13 protein-coding genes and 1 riboswitch are annotated in these 18,602 nt (G+C 31.8%); all 13 genes read left to right on the forward strand.

What is annotated here, in order from left to right:
* The 13 genes from N4T77_RS04800 to ilvD all read left to right on the forward strand — a co-directional run bounded on the left by N4T77_RS04800 (position 1) and on the right by ilvD (position 18,421).
* Complete coding sequence (locus N4T77_RS04800) at positions 1–1,626, forward strand: hypothetical protein (RefSeq protein ID WP_261670602.1); 1,626 nt, start codon at positions 1–3, stop codon at positions 1,624–1,626.
* Positions 1,626–2,333 (forward strand): DUF6063 family protein, encoded by a 708-nt coding sequence (locus N4T77_RS04805; protein ID WP_261670603.1) that lies wholly within the window; start codon positions 1,626–1,628, stop codon positions 2,331–2,333. The genes N4T77_RS04800 and N4T77_RS04805 overlap by 1 nt, the downstream gene beginning before the upstream one ends.
* Complete coding sequence (locus N4T77_RS04810) at positions 2,326–6,711, forward strand: hypothetical protein (RefSeq protein WP_261670604.1); 4,386 nt, start codon at positions 2,326–2,328, stop codon at positions 6,709–6,711. The genes N4T77_RS04805 and N4T77_RS04810 overlap by 8 nt, the downstream gene beginning before the upstream one ends.
* Before the next feature lie 119 nt (positions 6,712–6,830).
* Positions 6,831–7,586 carry an AIM24 family protein gene (locus N4T77_RS04815; RefSeq protein ID WP_261670605.1) on the forward strand — a complete coding sequence of 252 codons (756 nt, stop codon included), beginning with the start codon at positions 6,831–6,833 and terminating at the stop codon, positions 7,584–7,586.
* A 292-nt stretch (positions 7,587–7,878) separates the two neighbouring features.
* On the forward strand, positions 7,879–9,267 hold the full coding sequence (locus tag N4T77_RS04820) for a L,D-transpeptidase family protein (protein WP_261670606.1): 1,389 nt from the start codon (positions 7,879–7,881) through the stop codon (positions 9,265–9,267).
* Between the two features lie 95 nt (positions 9,268–9,362).
* Positions 9,363–9,535: riboswitch (cobalamin riboswitch) on the forward strand.
* A 109-nt stretch (positions 9,536–9,644) separates the two neighbouring features.
* The gene (locus N4T77_RS04825; RefSeq protein ID WP_261670607.1) at positions 9,645–10,505 is read left to right on the forward strand and encodes a radical SAM protein; all 861 of its coding nucleotides are present in this window, start codon (positions 9,645–9,647) and stop codon (positions 10,503–10,505) included.
* A gap of 113 nt (positions 10,506–10,618) precedes the next feature.
* Positions 10,619–11,383: a MurR/RpiR family transcriptional regulator gene (locus tag N4T77_RS04830; RefSeq protein ID WP_261670608.1), complete on the forward strand. Its 765-nt coding sequence runs from the start codon at positions 10,619–10,621 to the stop codon at positions 11,381–11,383.
* Between the two features lie 156 nt (positions 11,384–11,539).
* Positions 11,540–13,129 carry a PTS transporter subunit EIIC gene (locus tag N4T77_RS04835; protein WP_261670609.1) on the forward strand — a complete coding sequence of 530 codons (1,590 nt, stop codon included), beginning with the start codon at positions 11,540–11,542 and terminating at the stop codon, positions 13,127–13,129.
* A gap of 67 nt (positions 13,130–13,196) precedes the next feature.
* The gene (locus N4T77_RS04840) at positions 13,197–14,522 is read left to right on the forward strand and encodes a 6-phospho-alpha-glucosidase (RefSeq protein WP_261670610.1); all 1,326 of its coding nucleotides are present in this window, start codon (positions 13,197–13,199) and stop codon (positions 14,520–14,522) included.
* Positions 14,523–14,531: 9 nt separating this feature from the next.
* Positions 14,532–15,017 (forward strand): PTS glucose transporter subunit IIA, encoded by a 486-nt coding sequence (locus N4T77_RS04845; protein ID WP_261670611.1) that lies wholly within the window; start codon positions 14,532–14,534, stop codon positions 15,015–15,017.
* 57 nt (positions 15,018–15,074) lie between these two features.
* The gene (locus N4T77_RS04850; protein WP_261670612.1) at positions 15,075–15,695 is read left to right on the forward strand and encodes a bifunctional 2-keto-4-hydroxyglutarate aldolase/2-keto-3-deoxy-6-phosphogluconate aldolase; all 621 of its coding nucleotides are present in this window, start codon (positions 15,075–15,077) and stop codon (positions 15,693–15,695) included.
* Complete coding sequence (locus N4T77_RS04855) at positions 15,695–16,696, forward strand: sugar kinase (protein WP_261670613.1); 1,002 nt, start codon at positions 15,695–15,697, stop codon at positions 16,694–16,696. Before N4T77_RS04850 ends, N4T77_RS04855 begins: the two co-directional genes overlap by 1 nt.
* A 9-nt stretch (positions 16,697–16,705) precedes the next feature.
* The gene (gene ilvD, locus N4T77_RS04860; RefSeq protein ID WP_261670614.1) at positions 16,706–18,421 is read left to right on the forward strand and encodes a dihydroxy-acid dehydratase; all 1,716 of its coding nucleotides are present in this window, start codon (positions 16,706–16,708) and stop codon (positions 18,419–18,421) included.
* Positions 18,422–18,602 lie beyond the last annotated feature (181 nt).

Here is an 18,602-nt window from a genome sequence, read left to right on the forward strand (position 1 = left end):
ATGGATTTAATCTTTTTAGATGTACAGCATATTAGAATGAAAAAAATCGGTGCCTATGCCTTGCTTTTTAGGAATAGTATAGCTAAAGGCACCTGGAAAAGGTATGGTTTTGAAGAAGGCTATGAACAAGATAACCTAATATTTTCGGTATTACTTTACATAATGGAGCAATCTCTAAAGGAAGAGCTATGTACTATTGATCATATAGCTGTTTTTATTGATGAGGTTAATAATCTTCACTTTAAAAAGGGAATTTCCTATGAGGAGTGCAGGGAGCTAAGTGAGTTTATAGTTAACACAATCTTGTGTGATGAAGGAAATGCTATGTACTTCAAAGCTTATAATTTTAAAGAGGGACAATATAAGGATATAAATATAAGTTTTATCAGAAACAAAATGGAATATATTGAAGGGGTGAGAAGGGTTTCCTATTCATTGACTGATGATGGCTATTCTCTTCTTTTATCTACTTTGGAAATAGAGGAGAATTTAAAAATTACCATCCATGAAATTGTATTTAAAATGCATCTAGAAAAAGCCTCCTATGATAAGGCAGTAGATGATATTAAAAATATATTCAACATGCTCAGAATAAGGGTGCAAAGTATGGAAGATGCCATAAGAAAGATAAGGGAAAATCCCCTTGCCTATTCAACAGAAGAATATAAGGCTATGATGTCAGGAAACTTAGAACTTTTAAGTAGTACTAAAAAGCAGTTCATTATACATAGAGAGACGGTAAATGAGAAAATTAATGAGTTTATTGAACATGATATACATATTAAAGAGCTAACTAAAGAGGAAGAAGAAAATCTTAATAATTTAAAAATAATTGAAAAATACCTAAGTAGAACCATTGACGAAGATCAAAGAGTTTTAAAAAAGCACTTTGATTTGAAGGAGGTTTATGGTAAAGAACTGGAGAACATTTCAAAAATGTCATTAATCGAAAGATTTAATTTTAGAACAGAGGTCTATGATAAAATACTAGACAACCCAAATAAATTAGAGGATATTGATATATTTTTAAGGCCATTATTTAGAATGCAGCAGAGAAAGTTCTATAACATTAACAAAGCTTTAGAATATCAAAAGGTAATTAGAAAAGTTGAAATAGAAGAAGATGAGGAACTCTCCTTTGATGAAAAGGCACTTACTGAAGCTGAAAATAAGAAAAAGTTAGAAAGGCTAGAAAAGTATAAAGGGGTAATAGAGGTAGTTTTGGAACTGGCAATTACCCGAGGGAAAATTACTTTAGGTGAAATTAACTCTTTAATAAAGGAAAGCCAAGTATTAATGAATACTTTGATACCAACAGTAGAAATATTTAGAGAAGTAATTATTGAACTGCTTAAAAACAGAACTATAGATATAGCTGAAATAAGAGAAGAAAGAAAAAATTCTGTTGAATCTGGAGAAATAGAATTTCAACTTAACAAAAGTATATTAGAAATCATTGATGCAAACAGCAGTTTTAAAAAAATAGCAAAGATAACCGTTGAAAAAGCATTGGACAACGAAGATGTCAAGTTAGAAGGTTTGCTAAATGAAAATGGAGATATAAAGAATTTCATATGCTCGGATATCTCTATTGAGATTAAAAAGTCAGGAGGATTAACTTTGTAATGGCATATACTACTGAAGAAATCAGGATTAGCAATAAGATATTTTATTATTTACTAAAGAATGGTGAACTAAAAGAAGGTGAGGAAGAGCTCTATAAAGGCTATTCGGAAAATCAAAATATAACTGAGCTTGTAAAGGAACTTGGAGAAGCTTCAGAATGTTATGTTAAAAAATACGGTGGAATTGTGTATTTAATACCAAAGGAAGATAACGATTTCATAGGGTATTCAAAAGGTGAACTTAAAAGAGCATTGTGTAAATCTGGGGCAAATGATAAGGATTATTATCTATCTCAATTTGTAATATTGACCCTCTTGGTAGAGTTTTATGGATCTCAAAGTATTACCAGCAAGTCCAGAGAGTATATTAAGGTTGGAGAGTTTCTGAATATTATTACTGATAGATTAAAGGCTGGCATTGACAGGTCATTAGATAATGGAGATAGGGGAATTGCCTTTGAAAATATACTTGAGCGGTTTGAAGCCTTAAAGAGCAGTGATAATAAAAGCACCTCCAAGACCACTAAAGAAGGTTTTATAAATACGATTTTAGATTTTTTAGATACCCAAGGTTTAATTTATTATATTAAAGGTGATGATATGATTAAAACCACTAAAAAGCTGGATAATTTTATGGATTGGAACCTTTTAAATAAAAATAATTACAATAGGGTTCTAAAAGCCTTAGGAGAAGAGATAAATGAGTAAGATAAACAAAATCAGATTTGTAAACTTAAGCTATAATTATAATACTATGAAAATAGATGATGAGACCTTTTATTTAGATGGCGAAAATACTATGCTTAATTTAAGAAACGGAGGAGGAAAATCTGTACTTGTACAGATGGTTACGGCACCTTTTGTTAATAGAAGATACAGAAATACAACAAATAGAGCCTTTGAAGGTTATTTTACCTCTCCTACGCCTACATACATATTGGTAGAATGGAAACTTGATGATGGAGCAGGTTATTTACTCACAGGTATGATGGTGAGAAAAAAAGAAGCTGCTTCTGATGAAAATTCTAAGGAGAAACTTGACATTATAAACTTTATCCATGAGTACAAGGTAAAAAATCACTATGATATTGACAGCATACCTATAATTGAAGAGAAAAGTGATAGAAGAGTAGTAAAGAGCTTTACCAACTGTAAAAGTTTGTTTGAGAATTTAAAAAAGGATAAAAACCTAAAGTTTAATTATTATGATATGAATAATTCTATAACCACAAAAAATTACTTTAGCAAATTAGAAGAATATAAGATAAATCATAGGGAATGGGAAACTATAATTAAACAAATAAATATTAAAGAATCTGGCCTGTCAGAACTTTTTACTAAGGCAAAGGACAGCAGCGGATTAGTTAAAGAATGGTTTTTGCCAGCTATTGAAAATAAACTAAGAACTGATGAAGATAGAATTGGTAACTATAGACAGCTGCTAGATAGATACATTAAGCAGTATAAACAAAATAAAGCAAATATAGATAAGAAAGCAAAGTTAGAACTCTTTAGTGAATTATCTAAGGATATATTTTCATGTTGTGATGAATTCATAGGAACCACTCTAAAGAGAGAAGAGATTAAAAATTATATAGCAAATGTAATGGAATATTTAAGAGAAAGTTTTAAAGATAAAGAAAAGGAAGATGAAGCATTAGAAGTACTAGCTAAAGAGCTTAATGATAAAATTCAAGAGCTTCAGTATGAAGAGGAATCTATAAAAATTTATAAAAAACAAGATGAAATACATAATCTAGAAGCTTCTATCAAAAATCAAGAAGAGTTAGTCAATGAAAGTGAACATAGAAAGAATTGTTTAGTAAAAAAACAAAATATTTTAGAATGTGCAAAGATACATAGGAGTTACCAAAACACTTCAAAAGAACTTCAGGAACAAGAAACTAAATTATATGTTTTAAATAAGAAAAATAAGGACAATGCCCCTCGTATTAATAATTTAGGTTTTACAATAAAAGAAATTATAGAAAAAGAGTTAGAAGCTGCAAAAACAGAAAAATTACATAAAATTAAACTGAAAGAAAGCTTAGCAAGGGAAAAGGATACTATTATTGATAAACTGAAGGTTAATCGAAGGGAACTAAACAATCTTAATGACAGAAAAGGAAGTCTATCATCTGAAATAGGATTCTTTGATAAGTTAGAAGAAAGCTTTAATAGCAGTTATGATTTAAATTTATTTAGAAATATTGAAGGATATTTCGATGAGGACAAATTACTGGTTATTGGTAAGCAAATTAATGACGAAGAGTTTGTTCTAAATAAAGAAAAAAAGATCATTACTGAAAAAATATTGGATAACGAAGGAAAACTAAAAAGTAATGAGAGTAAAAGAATTAAAAATGTAAAGGAAATATCTAATGTTGAAAATAAATTAGGTAATAAAAAGTTAGAGCTTGAAAAAGTCGAGGAAGAATTAGAGAGAAGAAAAGAAATAATTAAGTTTATTGATTTTGAAGCAGGCAAGGCTTTTGACAATGACAGCATAATTAATGCTTTCGATAGAAAGATAGATCTATTAAAAGAGGATGAATTAAAGTTTAAAAAACTATTTGATAGCATAAGCAGCGAACTAATAAAGCTTAAAACTGGAAAGGTTTTAGAGCTATCTAAGGACATCGAGGAAAAACTTAGGGAGAAGGATATCAGTATAACTTATGGAATGGAATGGCTAAAGAAAAATGGATATCCATTGGAGAAGAACGAAGAGCTTATAGAGAATAATCCCTTTATTCCCTATTCCTTGATAATGGATGATAAGGAAATTGAGCTTTTAGAAAAAGAATGTTTAGATATATTTACCTCTTTGCCAATATCAATAATTAATAGAAAAGATATTGAAAAGAGTTTTGGAAGCATAAGCGAAGGTATTGTTAACCTAGATGGAGTAAACTTCTTTATATCCTTTAATGATAAGCTGCTAAATGAAAGAGAGCTTTTAAAACTAATAAATAGTAGAGAAGCAGAAATAAAAGCTTTGGAAACAAAGATAAACGACAAGCGACAAAATATTGGCTTTTATGAAGAAAAAAGAAATCTGATTAAGTATTCACCTTTAACACTTGAACTATACGAGGGATTAAAAAAAGAAATTAAATTGTTAGGAGATCAACTTCTAAGTTTAAGGCGAGTAGAACTTGATTTAGAGAAAAATATATTAAATATTAAAGGTGAGATAAAAAGTTATGAACAAAGAGGAAAGCTTTTAGAGAGGGGTATTGAAAAAAATAGTAATAAAGCAAAAGCTTTTAAAGAACTCATAGAAGCCTATGAAAAATATAAGAAAAATAAGAATTCCCTTAAAAGAGTTATGGAAGAATTGAGCGTATTGCAAAATCAAATTGATACAGCAGAAGGTCGAAGGGACGACATAGAAAAAGAAATAACTGAGTGCAATAGTGCAATTAATAGTTATGAGAATATGGAAGGGAAACATTCAAGAGAACTTTCAAATTTTAGCATTTATAAATCGGGAACTATAGTTGAAAAGGATAAAGAAGACTTAATATCTGAATATAATGCTCTGACAAAGGATATTACAAGTACAGAACAGGAATTAAAAGATAAAATAAAGGAGCTTTCTGATAAGTTTAGAGAGGTTGAAAAAGAGCTTAACTTAAAAGTTAATAAATATGAGATAAAAGAAGCTGAGTATATTAATGAAATTTACGATATACAGAAGGAGCTGCAATTAAAAGACGAACTTCACAAAGAGAATATAAGCTATGATAATTTAAAGGATAAATACAACAGGTTTATTAATGCTGCTGCTGTTGCAAAAAGCAAGTTAGATGACTTGTATATTAGCTTGAAAGATAAATTTAGTATAGAAGAACCAAAAGCTAAGAGTTTATTAATAGATAAGGATTTTAGACTGGAAATAGAAAAATTAAAATTGGAAATTAATGAAGCTAATAAGAAAAGGTCAGGGGTTAATAAATTAAAGTTAAAGATTGAAAATAATTTAAGTAGTTTAAATGAGTTTAACGATCTAAATATTTTAGCTAAGGTGGAGGTAGATATAGATTTAAAAGACTTAGATACTGCAGTTGGAAAGCTTAAAAGAGATTTAAATATTATAAGAGAGCAGGAGCTTCAGAAGGAAAAAAAGCTTACTGATTTAGTGGTTGATCTTGAAATAAAGGATGAATTTAAATATGAAAGCCTATTTAAAGAGCCAATCCAAACACTGAAAGACCTAAAAGGAAGGCCAAAAGAGTTTAAGGAGCAGTTAAGTCTTATTGTAAATTCCTATGAAAGTCTTATAGAAAAATTAATGGCAGATATTGAACTTATAGAAAAAGAAGAAGGAAAAATATTAGAGAGCTTGCTAGAATATATAAAAGATGTCCATGAAAATATTGAAAAAATAGATGATAACTCATCAATAACCATTGGAAGTAAGAGACTTAAGATGCTGAATATAAGTGTATCTGATTGGGAAGAAAACAAGGAAGTTTATAAGGTTAGACTAAAAGATTATATTGAACAAGTGAGAAATCAAAGTATAAATGCCTTAGAGCAAAATGAGGATATAGAAGATATTATTAGTAATAATATCAATATAAATAAGTTATATGATGAAGTGGTTGGAATAGGAACAGTAAATATTAAATTATACAAAATAGAAGAGGATAAGCAAAAACAAATCAGCTGGGATGAGGTTTCAAAAAACTCAGGTGGAGAGGGTTTCCTTTCAGCTTTTATAATATTATCAAGTCTATTATCTTATATGAGAAAAGATGAAAGTGATGTATTTAGCAGAAAAGAAAGTGGAAAGGTACTTATAATGGATAATCCTTTTGCTCAAACAAGTTCAGCTCACCTTTTAAAACCACTAATAGATATTGCCAAAAAGAGCAATACTCAGCTTATATGTTTAACAGGACTTGGTGGAGATTCTATATATAATAGATTTGACAATATTTATGTTTTAAATCTTATATCATCTAAGCTTAAAAGTGGAGTTAAGTATTTGAGAAGTGAACATATAAAAGGAGAAGAAGAAAGAGAAGTAATTGTTGCATCAAGATTTAAAATAGAGGAACAAATTAAGTTGTTTTAGGAGGCTTTCTTATTGATTGGATTTTCATAATACTTATCATATAATTACCTTACTATAAGTGCATAAAATTGTATTATGGTAATAAATAATAGTAACTTATAAGAGGAGGAGAAATTAAAATGGTAACATGTAAAAATCTCTATGAAAATAAAAACATAGAAATAGTAGAGACTAGAGGAAATGTAAAGGTTCTCGAGTATAAGAAAGATTTAAGTGTAAGTGCTACAAATGCTGTGGCTGCATATTTTGCTTCAGAAATGAATGTTAGAAAGAGACAGGTTTTGATTGAATTAAAAGATAGTGCTTATACAATTAGTGCAGGAGCAATGCAGTGGACTTCAGGGGCTGTTAGTATGGCTGCAGATGTTAAGGGGATTGGTGACTTATTTGGTAAAGCTTTATCTTCTAAGGTAACAAAAGAATCTGCAATCAAGCCTAAATATCAAGGAAATGGTTTATTAATGTTAGAGCCTACATATAAACACATTTTACTTGAAGAGGTTTCAGAATGGGGTGGAATAGTACTAGATGATGGACTTTTTCTTGCCTGTGAATCCAAGGTTCAACAAAAGGTAGTAGCTAGAACTAATCTTTCTTCGGCAATGATGGGAAAGGAAGGATTATTCAATTTATCTCTTAGAGGTGAAGGAATCGCTGTATTAGAGAGTCCTGTACCTAGAGATGAACTTATAGAATTCGTACTTGAAAATGATGAAGTTAGAATTGATGGAAATTATGCCATTGCATGGTCTGATTCGCTAGATTTTAGAGTTGAAAAGTCCAGTAAAAGTTTGATTGGTTCTGCGGTTTCAGGTGAAGGTTTAGTTAATGTGTACCGTGGAACTGGAAGAATACTTATGGCACCTATAGAGTAAGATATGTTGCAGGGGAAGGCATGTAAAATTTAATTGGTCTAAAAAAATATAAATACTACTAAATAAGGTAGCTCAGCTGAGCTACCTTATTTAGTTTGGTAAATTAACAATTCAGTAGACGCCCTTATATTTACTATCATCACGAAAAATATATTTCTCTACTAAAAATTAATAATAATTGTCTTAAGTATAAATATCACAACATAAAATAAAATGTATGTGTTATTAACACAAAATTCATTAATCTTAAAAACAAATATCCATTTAAATCTTTATTTTAATTATAAAGGGGATGAGTATCACGGAAACGGAAAAAGGAAATAGAATAATCATGGGTATCATGATTATTCTTTGGGTTTTACTTATCACGTATATGGGGACGGTGGCATATTTTACAAATCGCTTTTACTTTGGCTCTGAAATTAATGGAATCAATGTTTCTGGTAAAACTGTAGAGGAGACAAAGGAACAAATGGCTTCTAAACTACAGTCATATAGATTAAATCTAAAGGAGAGAGGTGGTAAAGAGGAAGAAATTAGAGGACCTGATATTAATTTAAAGTATAATCCGAGTAGGAGTTATAAAGAGTTCAAAGATAAACAAAATCCTTACAGGTGGGTTTTAGCACCTTTTGATAAAGAAGAATCCAAAATGGCAGAGGAACTTTCTTATGATAACAGACTATTAAAAGAAAAAATAGACAAGCTTCCTTGCTTTAACAGCAGCAATGTAGTTGAGCCTAAAAACCCTAGCTTCAAGTATGAAGATAAGGGTTATGTCATTATAAGTGAAGTGAATGGAAATAAGGTGGATAAGGATATTTTATACAGACAAATAGTAAAAGCGATATCTAAGGAGGAAACTTCGATAGATTTGGAAACAACAGATTGTTATGTTCGCCCTAAGTATACTTCTAAATCCCCTGAAATTATAAAAGTGAAAGATATTCTTAATAAGTACGTATCTTCAAAAATTACCTATGTTTTTGGAGAATCTAAAGAAACTATAGCTGGTTCAGAAATAAACAAGTGGCTTAAGATTAATGAAAACCTTGAAATTACTGTTGATGAGGAAAAAGTGAGAACCAGCTTAGAAGAGATTTTTAGTGCTTACAACACAGTTGGTAAGTTGAGGAACTTTGTTACATCTTCAGGAAAAACAATAGATATTGATGGTGGCGATTATGGTTGGTCGATTAATATTGCCAAGGAAATACAGGATTTAAATACAATCATCAAAGAAGGACAAACTATAACAAAAGAACCAACATATAGCCAAACTGCTTTATCTCATAATAAAAATGGTATTGGTAATACCTATGTAGAAATAGATATGACAAACCAACATTTATGGTTTTATAAAAATGGCTCCCTAGTGGTACAAGGAGATATTGTTACAGGCAATATAAGCAGTAACCACGGAACACCTAAGGGCATTTATAGACTAAAATATAAACAAGCAGATACTGTATTAAGGGGTCAGGACTATAGTTCACCTGTTAGTTTTTGGATGCCCTTTAATGGAGGTATAGGAATTCATGACGCAAACTGGAGAGGTGCTTTTGGAGGAAATATTTACAGAACAAATGGCTCTCACGGTTGTGTAAACTGCCCTTATTATCTAGCAAGGGAAATATTCTACAATATACAGGCAGGTAGTCCAGTTATTTGTTATTATTAGCTTAGAAAAAATTTATAATTAAAAATGATGTAGTTGTAAAGTTAGGAATTATTAGTTATAATAATTTTATAAAGGAATATCCTTTTATTGACATAATAATATAGGTAGAAAAAGGTGCCTGTAAGGGAGAATAGGGAATGAGGTTGAAGCCTCAGCGGTCCCACCACTGTAAGCGGTAGAACTTTTATAATCCACTGGTTAACACTGGGAAGGAAAAAGTATCGTTAAGCCGTGAGCCAGGAGACCTGCCTTTTTCATTATTGTATCTTAGGGAAGAGGTACTGTAGTAAGAATGATGGTAAAATTCTTGAATACGAATATTCGTGTTCAAGAATTTTTTGCTTTTTGTAATAAAAATTTTTGATGGGGTGATAGTTATGGAAATAGTTAAAAAGTTAGTAAGCAAGGATAACTCTGTAAAATACTTATTGAAGATGGAGGATGGTAATACTATTGAAACTTTATACATGTACGACAGCCAGTTAAAACTTACCTACCACAGCACAGTGTGTGTATCCTCTCAGGTAGGATGCAGCCAGGGATGTTTTTTCTGCGCAACAGGAAAACAAGGATTTGTGAGAAACCTTACCTCTCTTGAAATAATTGAACAGGTAGACACTTGTGTTAGCTACTGTAGAGAAATGAATTTAATCCCAATAGATGCAGTTGTTTTTGCAGGAATGGGAGAACCTCTTATGAATTATGAAAATGTTAAAGGGGCAATAGTAAATATATATGAAAAGTATAAAATAGGTAATTTTGAAATTGCTACAGTAGGCTTGACACCAACAATAGATAAACTAATAAGTGATTTTAAAGGCAGTCCAATTAACATAAGACTTAATCTGTCTCTTCACGCATCATCAAATGAAAGCCGTAAGCCTATAATGCCAGTTACATCAAAATATTCAATAGAGTCAATAATTGATGCAGCTGTTAAATATGCAGAAACCTTTAAAAGGAAGACAAGATTAAGATATATGATTTTTAAGGGGATAAACGACACAGAGCTTGATTTACAAAGATTAGAGGCTTTGTTAAAGGGGAAACCACTGAAGCTAATTATTTCAGCCTATAATGACAATAATATAAAGGGGTTAACTGCCCCTAAACAAAGTGAAGTAATAGATTTTTACAATAAACTTAAAGATAAGATAGATTGTGGTATATTCCATAATTTCGGTGCGGACATTAAAGGTGGATGTGGACAGCTTAGACAGGAAAATATAGAAGACTAAGTCAACTTATATCATACTATGATATAATGTAAGTTCCAATGTAGTATACATCACAATATTATTGTGCAAATTATTCATTAAAATCTATATGTTAACTAGAGGGTGGTTGAAGAATGAAGGTTGACTTAAGTAAAATTGTTAATAATAAAAAGATAACAGCTTTAGAAGAGCAGGTACTAGAATACATAATTAATAATATTGATTCTGTTATGGATATTGGTGTAAGAGGTGTTGCAGCTGAAAACTACACCTCTACATCTACAATCATGAGGCTTTCAAAAAAATTAGGTTTTACCGGATTTATCGATATGATTTATAATATAGCCCCTCTAGTAGACAGCAGCAATACAGGAGTTACAGAAAAATCAGAGGCATTAATAGGTACAGACATTAATTTTTTATCTAAGTATATAGAAGAAAATCACATAACAAGATTCGTAGAATTGCTATCAAAAGGAACAGGGAAGTATATTTTTATTTATGCAAGAGGATCTTCTAAAATAGCTGGAGAATATTTTAATAAAAAGCTGCTAGGCATAGGAATAAAAAGTATACTAATAGATTCTATAGGAAGCTTTGAAAGCAATCTAGAAGATATGGAAATGCTAATAGTAATATCAAAATCTGGGGAAACTAAAGAGGTATTAGATAAGGTTCAAGTAGCAAAAAAGAAAAATAAATTAGTTGTTTCTTTTACAAAGGAAGTTGAAAATAGCATTTCAGTTCTTTCTGACATTTCCTTTAAGATATTTGATATGCACAAGCTAGATGACGGTAATTTATTGCCTAACTCATTTTTTGCAAATATGATTATGTTCATGGAGTACTTAATTTATAGATACTATGAAGAAACAAAAAAGGAAGATAGAAGTAAATAAATAGTCTGATTTGAGGAACCTGTTATCTTTTATGCTAACAGGTTTCTTCATGTTCAAAATCCATTTCGAAAATATGAAAACGTATATATAATAAAGCTGTAAAAAGAATTAAGTAATCAAAGCTGTAAAAAATAAAGTAATTAAGAGGTGAAAATTATGAAGGATAAGATTATGAATGCCATGCAAAGATTCTCAAAAGCTATGTTTATTCCAGTATTAATACTTCCTATAGTAGGTATACTGATAGCATTTGGAAATATATTAACAAATGCTAAGCTAGCTCAATATGCACCATTTCTAAAAAATAACTTAATATTTGGATTTGGTAAGATACTTTCTGGATCATTAGTGCCTATACTGGCTAACCTTGGAATAATATTCTGCGTAGGTTTAGCAGTAGGACTTGCAAAAGAGAAAAAGGCAGAAGCTGGTTTTACATCGGTTTTAGTTTATTTTATATTCAATAATGCTATGAATATCTTCCTTAGTTTATCAGGTAAATTAGTTCCAGTTGATAAATTAAGAGGATCTGGTCAGGCAATGGTACTTGGAACACAAGTTCTAGACATGGGAGTTTTCTTAGGAATAATTTTAGGTATAGTTGTAGCTTATTTTCATAACAAGTACTGTAAAAAAGAATTTAACGGGGCTTTCCAGATATATGGAGGTTCAAGACTAGTATTTTTAATACTAATTCCGGTAGTTGTTATATTAGCGGTTATACTTTCTTATGTTTGGCCAACAGTACAGCTCGGAATATCAAGCTTAGGATATTATATACAAAAGTCTGGTAACTTCGGAATATTCATGTATGGAATGTTAGAAAGACTTTTAATTCCAACAGGATTACATCACTTAGTTTATACCCCGTTTCTATATACTCAGCTTGGAGGAATAGAAACTATAGGAGGAAAGGTTATAGAAGGAGCAAGAAACATTTACTTTGCACAAATTGCAGATCCTTCAATCAAGGTGTTATCTAGCACAGTTATATGGGATGCTAGAGGATTATCAAAAATGTTTGGTCTAGTAGGAGCGTGTTTAGCACTTTATCATACGGCAGATGCTGACAAGAAAAAGAAAGCTAAAGCGATACTTATTCCAGCAGCAGTAACATCAATAATAGCAGGAGTAACAGAACCTATTGAGTTCTCATTCCTGTTTACAGCACCAATATTGTTTGGAGTACACGCAGTATTAAGCGGACTTGGAATGGTTGCCTTAAATATATTAAATGTAAGAGCAATAGGGCCTAACGGACTTATAGACTTCCTATTATATAACCTGCCATTAGGTATAGCAAAAACAGGTTGGCCTATGTTTATTCTAGTAGGTATTGCACAGTTTGCAGTTTACTACCTAATATTTAGATTCTTAATAGTTAAACTTAATTTAAAGACTACTGGAAGAGAAGACAGTACTGAAGAAGTTAAACTTTACAGCAAAAATGATTATAAAAATAAAGCAGTAGCGGAAAAAGAAACAGAAACAAAAGCTTCAGGAAATGAAGCACTTGTAATAATAGAAGCATTAGGTGGAAAAGAAAATATCAAAAAGGTAGATAACTGTTATACAAGATTAAGATTGATTCTTGAAGATACATCAAAGGTTGACGAAAGTACATTAAAAGGAACAGGTGCAGCAGGAGTAATTAAAAAAGGTGAAAATGTTCAAGTAATTTACGGATTACAGGTAACTAGAATTAGATCTATGGTAGATGAAGCTTTAGGAATTGTAGGAGAATAGTTTTAATTTAGATAAAGTATTAGGGTAGTTGGGGAATAAAATAAATTAGAGGAAAGAGGTAATATATATGAAAAAACATTCTATTGTTATTGCAGGAGGAGGAAGTACTTTCACTCCAGGAATAGTTATGATGCTATTAGATAATGTACACCGTTTTCCCATTAGAAAATTAAAATTATATGATAATGATGGTGAGCGTCAAAGTGTTATTGGCGAAGCCTTAGAGATAGTATTAAAAGAAAATGCGCCGGACATTGAATTTTCTTATACTACAGATCCAGAAGAGGCATTTACCGATGTGGATTTCTGTATGGCTCATATTCGTGTAGGAAAATATGAAATGCGTGAAAAGGATGAAAAGATTCCTCTAAAGTATGGATTAGTTGGTCAGGAAACTTGCGGACCAGGAGGAATTGCTTACGGAATGAGAAGTATAGGGGGTATGTTAGAGTTAATAGACTTAATGGAAAAGTATTCACCAAACTGTTGGATGCTTAACTACTCTAACCCAGCTTCTATTGTTGCAGAAGCTTGCCGTAGACTAAAGCCAAATTCAAAGGTTTTAAATATCTGTGACATGCCAGTAGGAACACTTCGTCGTATGGCTGGTATTGTAGATATGGAACCAAGTGATTTAGAAGTTAGATACTTTGGATTAAATCACTTTGGTTGGTGGACTAGCGTTAAGGACAAACAAGGAAATGATTTAACAGATAAAATCAAAGAATATGTTGCAGAAAATGGATACCTAACAGTAAAGGAAGTAGAAACTCAACACACTGATCCGAGCTGGCAGGAAACGCATAAAAAGGCAAAGGATTTATTAGCAGTAGATCCAAGATTCTTACCTAACACTTATTTAAAATACTACCTATATCCAGATTATGTTGTAGAGCATTCTAATGGAGAATATTCTAGAGCAAACGAAGTAATGGATGGACGAGAGAAAAATGTATTTGAAGCAGCAAGGGCTATTGTAAAGAATAAAACAGCAAAAGGCGGAGAATTTCACATTGATGCTCATGCAACCTTTATCGTAGATTTAGCTAGAGCAATTGCTTACAATACTCACGAAAGAATGTTATGTATAGTAGAAAATAAGGGAGCAATTGCTAACTTTGATCCAACTGCTATGGTTGAAGTACCATGTATTGTTGGAAGCGATGGGCCAGAACCTTTAGCACAAGGAGAGATTCCACAATTCCAAAAGGGGTTAATGGAACAGCAAGTGTCCGTAGAAAAGTTAGTTGTTGAGGCGTGGATAGAAAAGAGCTATCAAAAACTATGGCAGGCACTTACTTTATCTAAAACTGTACCAAGTGCTAGGGTTGCTAAATTAGTATTAGATGATCTTATAGAAGCTAATAAAGGCTATTGGCCAGAATTAAAGTAGAGGTTTAATATGTTTAAGAATTTATTTAAGAAAAATAAGAATAAGATATTTTATGCCTTTGCAGATGGTATAAGTGTTGATTTAACAAAGGTTAATGACGAGGTGTTCTCACAAAAGATGATGGGAGAGGGAATTGCTATTAAACCTAGTAGTGGTGAGATATATTCTCCTTGTGATGGAACTATTGCTGCAGTTATGAAAGAAAGTAAACATGCAGTTGGCATAAGAACGGAAGATGGGGTAGAGCTTCTTATACATGTAGGAATTGATACCGTAACTTTAAAGGGTAAAGGCTTTGAACTACATTGTGAAGAGGGAAAAACCGTGAAAAAAGGTGATCTTCTTTTAAGTTTCGATAGAGAACTTATTAAAGAAAATGGATTAGAGGATACTACTATGCTAGTAATATCAGAACTTAATAACCACAAAATTGTAACTTTTAACACTGATGTGATTATGAAGGCTAAAGAAGGTATCTTGCTAGAGTATAAATAGATTATTAATAAAGCAAGCTTCACTATTAAGTGGAGCTTGCTTTTATAGGAGGATATTATGACTATATTAGATAAGATAATTAAAAATAAAATAGTAGCTGTTATAAGAGGGAACAACAAAGAAGAAGCAGAGGGGATAATTAAGGCTGCCATCCATGGTGGCATAAAGATTGTAGAAGTTACTTACACAAATAAGGATGCATCAGAGATTATTAAAGGCTTAGTGAATAAATATGCTGATGTAGTCATAGGTGCAGGAAGTGTTTTAAATGTAGATACTGCAAGGGAAGCAATAGAAGCAGGAGCACAGTTTATAGTAGGACCTAACTTCCACAGTTCTATTAATAAATATTGTCAGGATAAAAGAATAGACTACGTACCAGGGTGTTTCACACCAACGGAAGTAGTAAATGCCTTAAGTGAAGGCGTAGAACTTATAAAACTATTCCCAGGAGAAGTATTAGGTCCTAAATATATTAAGGCTATAAAAGCACCTATTAAGAATGTAAGAGTAATGGTAACTGGCGGAGTTAACCTAGAAAATATTGAAGAGTGGTTAAACAGTGGAGCCGATGCATTAGGAATAGGAAGTATACTTACTTCCGGCACAAATAATGAACATGAAAAAATCGCAGGTAAGGCAAGAAGTTTCATGGGGAAAGTTGCAGGTGACAGGTAATGGGAAGGTTTCTTTCAATAGGTGAAATACTTGTAAGGTTTACTCCAAAGGCTTTTGATGTTTATGGTAACAATAATGAGTTTGAATATTTTTTTGGGGGGTCAGAGGCTAATATAGCTTCTACACTTTCTTATTGGGACATTGAAAGTTCAATATTATCTGCTCTTCCAGATAACACACTATCAAAAAATATAAAAAGATATTTTAGAGGGATGGGAGTAGATGTAAGCAATATAGTAACAAAGGGAGAAAAGATAGGTTTATATTTTCTAGAAAGAAGTTCAGGAGTCAGAAACAGCAGCGTTATATATGATAGAAAACACAGCAGCTTTTCAGAACTTAAAATTGAAGACATTGATATTTCTAAGGTTTTAGAAGAAGTAACTTGGCTTCATTTTAGTGGAATTACCCTAGCAGTAGGAGAAAACTCTAGAAATTTAGTTAGAGAAATAGTTAAAGAGGCTAAAAGGAGAAATATATTTATAAGTATAGATTTAAACTTCAGAAGTAAGATGTGCAGTGCCATAGATGCTAAAAAATATATGACAGAGTTTGCACTTTATGCTGATGTGTGCTTTGGTATAGAGCCTATAATGGTTAATGAAAAGGACACAGAGATGTTTAATAGAGAGAATTCTACTAAAGAAGATATATTTGCAAGAATGAAGGAATTAAAAAGTGAATTTCAATTTAAATATATATTTCATACAGAGCGTAGAAATGATGAGGAAGATAACAATAGCTATTATGCCTATGGTTTAGGAGAAAACCTTCAAGAGTCAATAAAAGCAACTACTAGAATGATTGAGAGAGTGGGAAGTGGAGATGCCTTTGTAGCTGGAGTAATCTATTCATTAATGAAAGAGAAAACTTTAAAGGAAGCCTTAGATTTTGGGGTAGCATCGGCTACTTTAAAGTGCACAATAAAAGGGGACAGTATGGCAGTGGAACCTAGTGATGTAGAAAAAATAATATGCTCTAAAAATATTATAGATAGGTAGGAGAGAAAAATGTTATATTCTCAAAAGGTAAGAAAAATAGCTCCTGAAATGGATTCATTAAAAAGAGGTATGGGTTGGAATACTAAGGATCTACAAAAAATGCAAGTAATAGTTGAGAGTACTTATGGTAAAAGTCATCCAGGAAGTGCACATTTAGATGTAATAGTTAATGAAGCCATGGATGAATTAGACAGCCTAGGGGCAAAACCAGCAGATTATTATGCAACAGATATCTGTGATGGTCAAGCTCAAGGTCATGATGGAATGAATTATTCCCTTGTATCTAGAGAGATAATTGCTAATATGATAGAAATACATGCAAATGCCACAGGCTTTGATGGAGGGGTATTTATAGCAAGTTGTGATAAAGGCATGCCGGGAAACTTAGTTGCTATGTGCAGAGTTAACATACCTTCTGTAGTTGTTCCTGGCGGAATTATGAATGCTGGGCCTAATCTTTTAACATTAAATCAAATAGGAACCTACAGTGCAATGCATAAAAGAGGAGAAATAACTAAGGAGCAATATGAGTCTTATAAAGAAAATGCGTGTCCAAGCTGTGGAGCGTGTTCGTTTATGGGAACAGCGGCTACCATGCAAGTAGTTAGCGAAGCCTTAGGCTTAGCACTTCCCGGTTCAGCGCTACTTCCAGCTACTTCAGATATATTAAAGGTTTATGCTAGAAAGTCTTCAAAGGCCCTTATAAATCTAATAGAAAAGGGAATTAAGGTATCAGATATAGTAAATAAAAAATCTATTGAAAATGCAATAATGGTCCATGCAGCTATCGGAGGATCAACTAATGCATTACTTCACATACCAGCGATTGCAAAGGAATTAGGGATAGAAATTAATCCAGAAGACTTTGATAGAATTCATAGAGAAATTCCTTTTATATTAAATGTAAGACCTAGCGGACAGTGGCCAGCTAACTATGTATTTTATGCAGGTGGAGTGCCAGCTATAATGAATAAAATAAAGAAATATCTTCATTTAGATGTACTTACAGTAACAGGAAAGACCTTAGGAGAAGATCTAGAAGCATTTGATGCCAAAGAAACTTATGGAGAATACTTAAAATCAGCACCTAAGATGGACTACAGTGAAGTTATATACGATGCAGAAAACCCAATCAATAAAAGTGGAGCTGTATCAGTATTAAAAGGTAATATAGCTCCAGAAGGCTGTGTAGTAAAACACTCAAGTCTTCCTGCTGGAATGAAAGATATAAAACTTAAAGTTAGAGCCTTTGATTCAGAGGAAGAAGCTTTTGAAGCGGTGATAAATGGAAGTATTAAACCAGGAGATGCTATAATCATAAGATATGAAGGACCTAGGGGCTCAGGTATGCCTGAAATGTTCTATACAACAGAGGCAATAGCATCAGATGAAAAGTTAAATTCTACAGTAGCCTTAATAACTGACGGAAGATTCTCAGGAGCAACTAGAGGACCAGCAATAGGACATGTATCACCAGAAGCAAGCAGTGGTGGTCCAATAGCCTTTGTGAAGGATGGAGATATAATTCATATAAATATAGAAGATAGAGGTATAAATATTGTAGGAATAAATGGAGAAGAAAAAGATCTAGAAGAAGTTGCCTTTATATTAAATGAAAGAAAAAAAGATTGGAAACCAAAGGCGCCTAAATATACAAAGGGAGTACTTGGACTGTATACAAGTATGGCAACCTCAGGTATGGAAGGTGGAGTTATAAAAATATAGCTAGAAAAAAGCTCAGCAGATGCCGGGCTTTTTTCATTTAGGAGATTTTTTCTAGAACCTTAACTATTTATAATAAAAATCTTAATTAAGATCGATAATAATAAGAAGATATAAGGAATATTCATTATGTTATAATATTATTATAAGACAAAATACTACAAAAAAGGGGAGGGAGAACTTA

The organism is Clostridium sp. CX1 (assembly GCF_025398335.1).
Lineage (GTDB): Bacteria > Bacillota > Clostridia > Clostridiales > Clostridiaceae > Clostridium_AM > Clostridium_AM tanneri.

What these genes read in the sequence shown, in the direction of transcription:
- N4T77_RS04820 (WP_261670606.1), top strand. Translation starts at nt 7,879, where the DNA reads ATGAGTATCACGGAAACGGAAAAAGGAAATAGAATAATCATGGGTATC.
- N4T77_RS04840 (WP_261670610.1), top strand. Translation starts at nt 13,197, where the DNA reads ATGAAAAAACATTCTATTGTTATTGCAGGAGGAGGAAGTACTTTCACT.
- N4T77_RS04835 (WP_261670609.1), top strand. Translation starts at nt 11,540, where the DNA reads ATGAAGGATAAGATTATGAATGCCATGCAAAGATTCTCAAAAGCTATG.
- N4T77_RS04855 (WP_261670613.1), top strand. Translation starts at nt 15,695, where the DNA reads ATGGGAAGGTTTCTTTCAATAGGTGAAATACTTGTAAGGTTTACTCCA.
- N4T77_RS04800 (WP_261670602.1), top strand. Translation starts at nt 1, where the DNA reads ATGGATTTAATCTTTTTAGATGTACAGCATATTAGAATGAAAAAAATC.
- N4T77_RS04805 (WP_261670603.1), top strand. Translation starts at nt 1,626, where the DNA reads ATGGCATATACTACTGAAGAAATCAGGATTAGCAATAAGATATTTTAT.
- N4T77_RS04830 (WP_261670608.1), top strand. Translation starts at nt 10,619, where the DNA reads ATGAAGGTTGACTTAAGTAAAATTGTTAATAATAAAAAGATAACAGCT.
- N4T77_RS04815 (WP_261670605.1), top strand. Translation starts at nt 6,831, where the DNA reads ATGGTAACATGTAAAAATCTCTATGAAAATAAAAACATAGAAATAGTA.
- N4T77_RS04825 (WP_261670607.1), top strand. Translation starts at nt 9,645, where the DNA reads ATGGAAATAGTTAAAAAGTTAGTAAGCAAGGATAACTCTGTAAAATAC.
- ilvD (WP_261670614.1), top strand. Translation starts at nt 16,706, where the DNA reads ATGTTATATTCTCAAAAGGTAAGAAAAATAGCTCCTGAAATGGATTCA.
- N4T77_RS04810 (WP_261670604.1), top strand. Translation starts at nt 2,326, where the DNA reads ATGAGTAAGATAAACAAAATCAGATTTGTAAACTTAAGCTATAATTAT.
- N4T77_RS04845 (WP_261670611.1), top strand. Translation starts at nt 14,532, where the DNA reads ATGTTTAAGAATTTATTTAAGAAAAATAAGAATAAGATATTTTATGCC.
- N4T77_RS04850 (WP_261670612.1), top strand. Translation starts at nt 15,075, where the DNA reads ATGACTATATTAGATAAGATAATTAAAAATAAAATAGTAGCTGTTATA.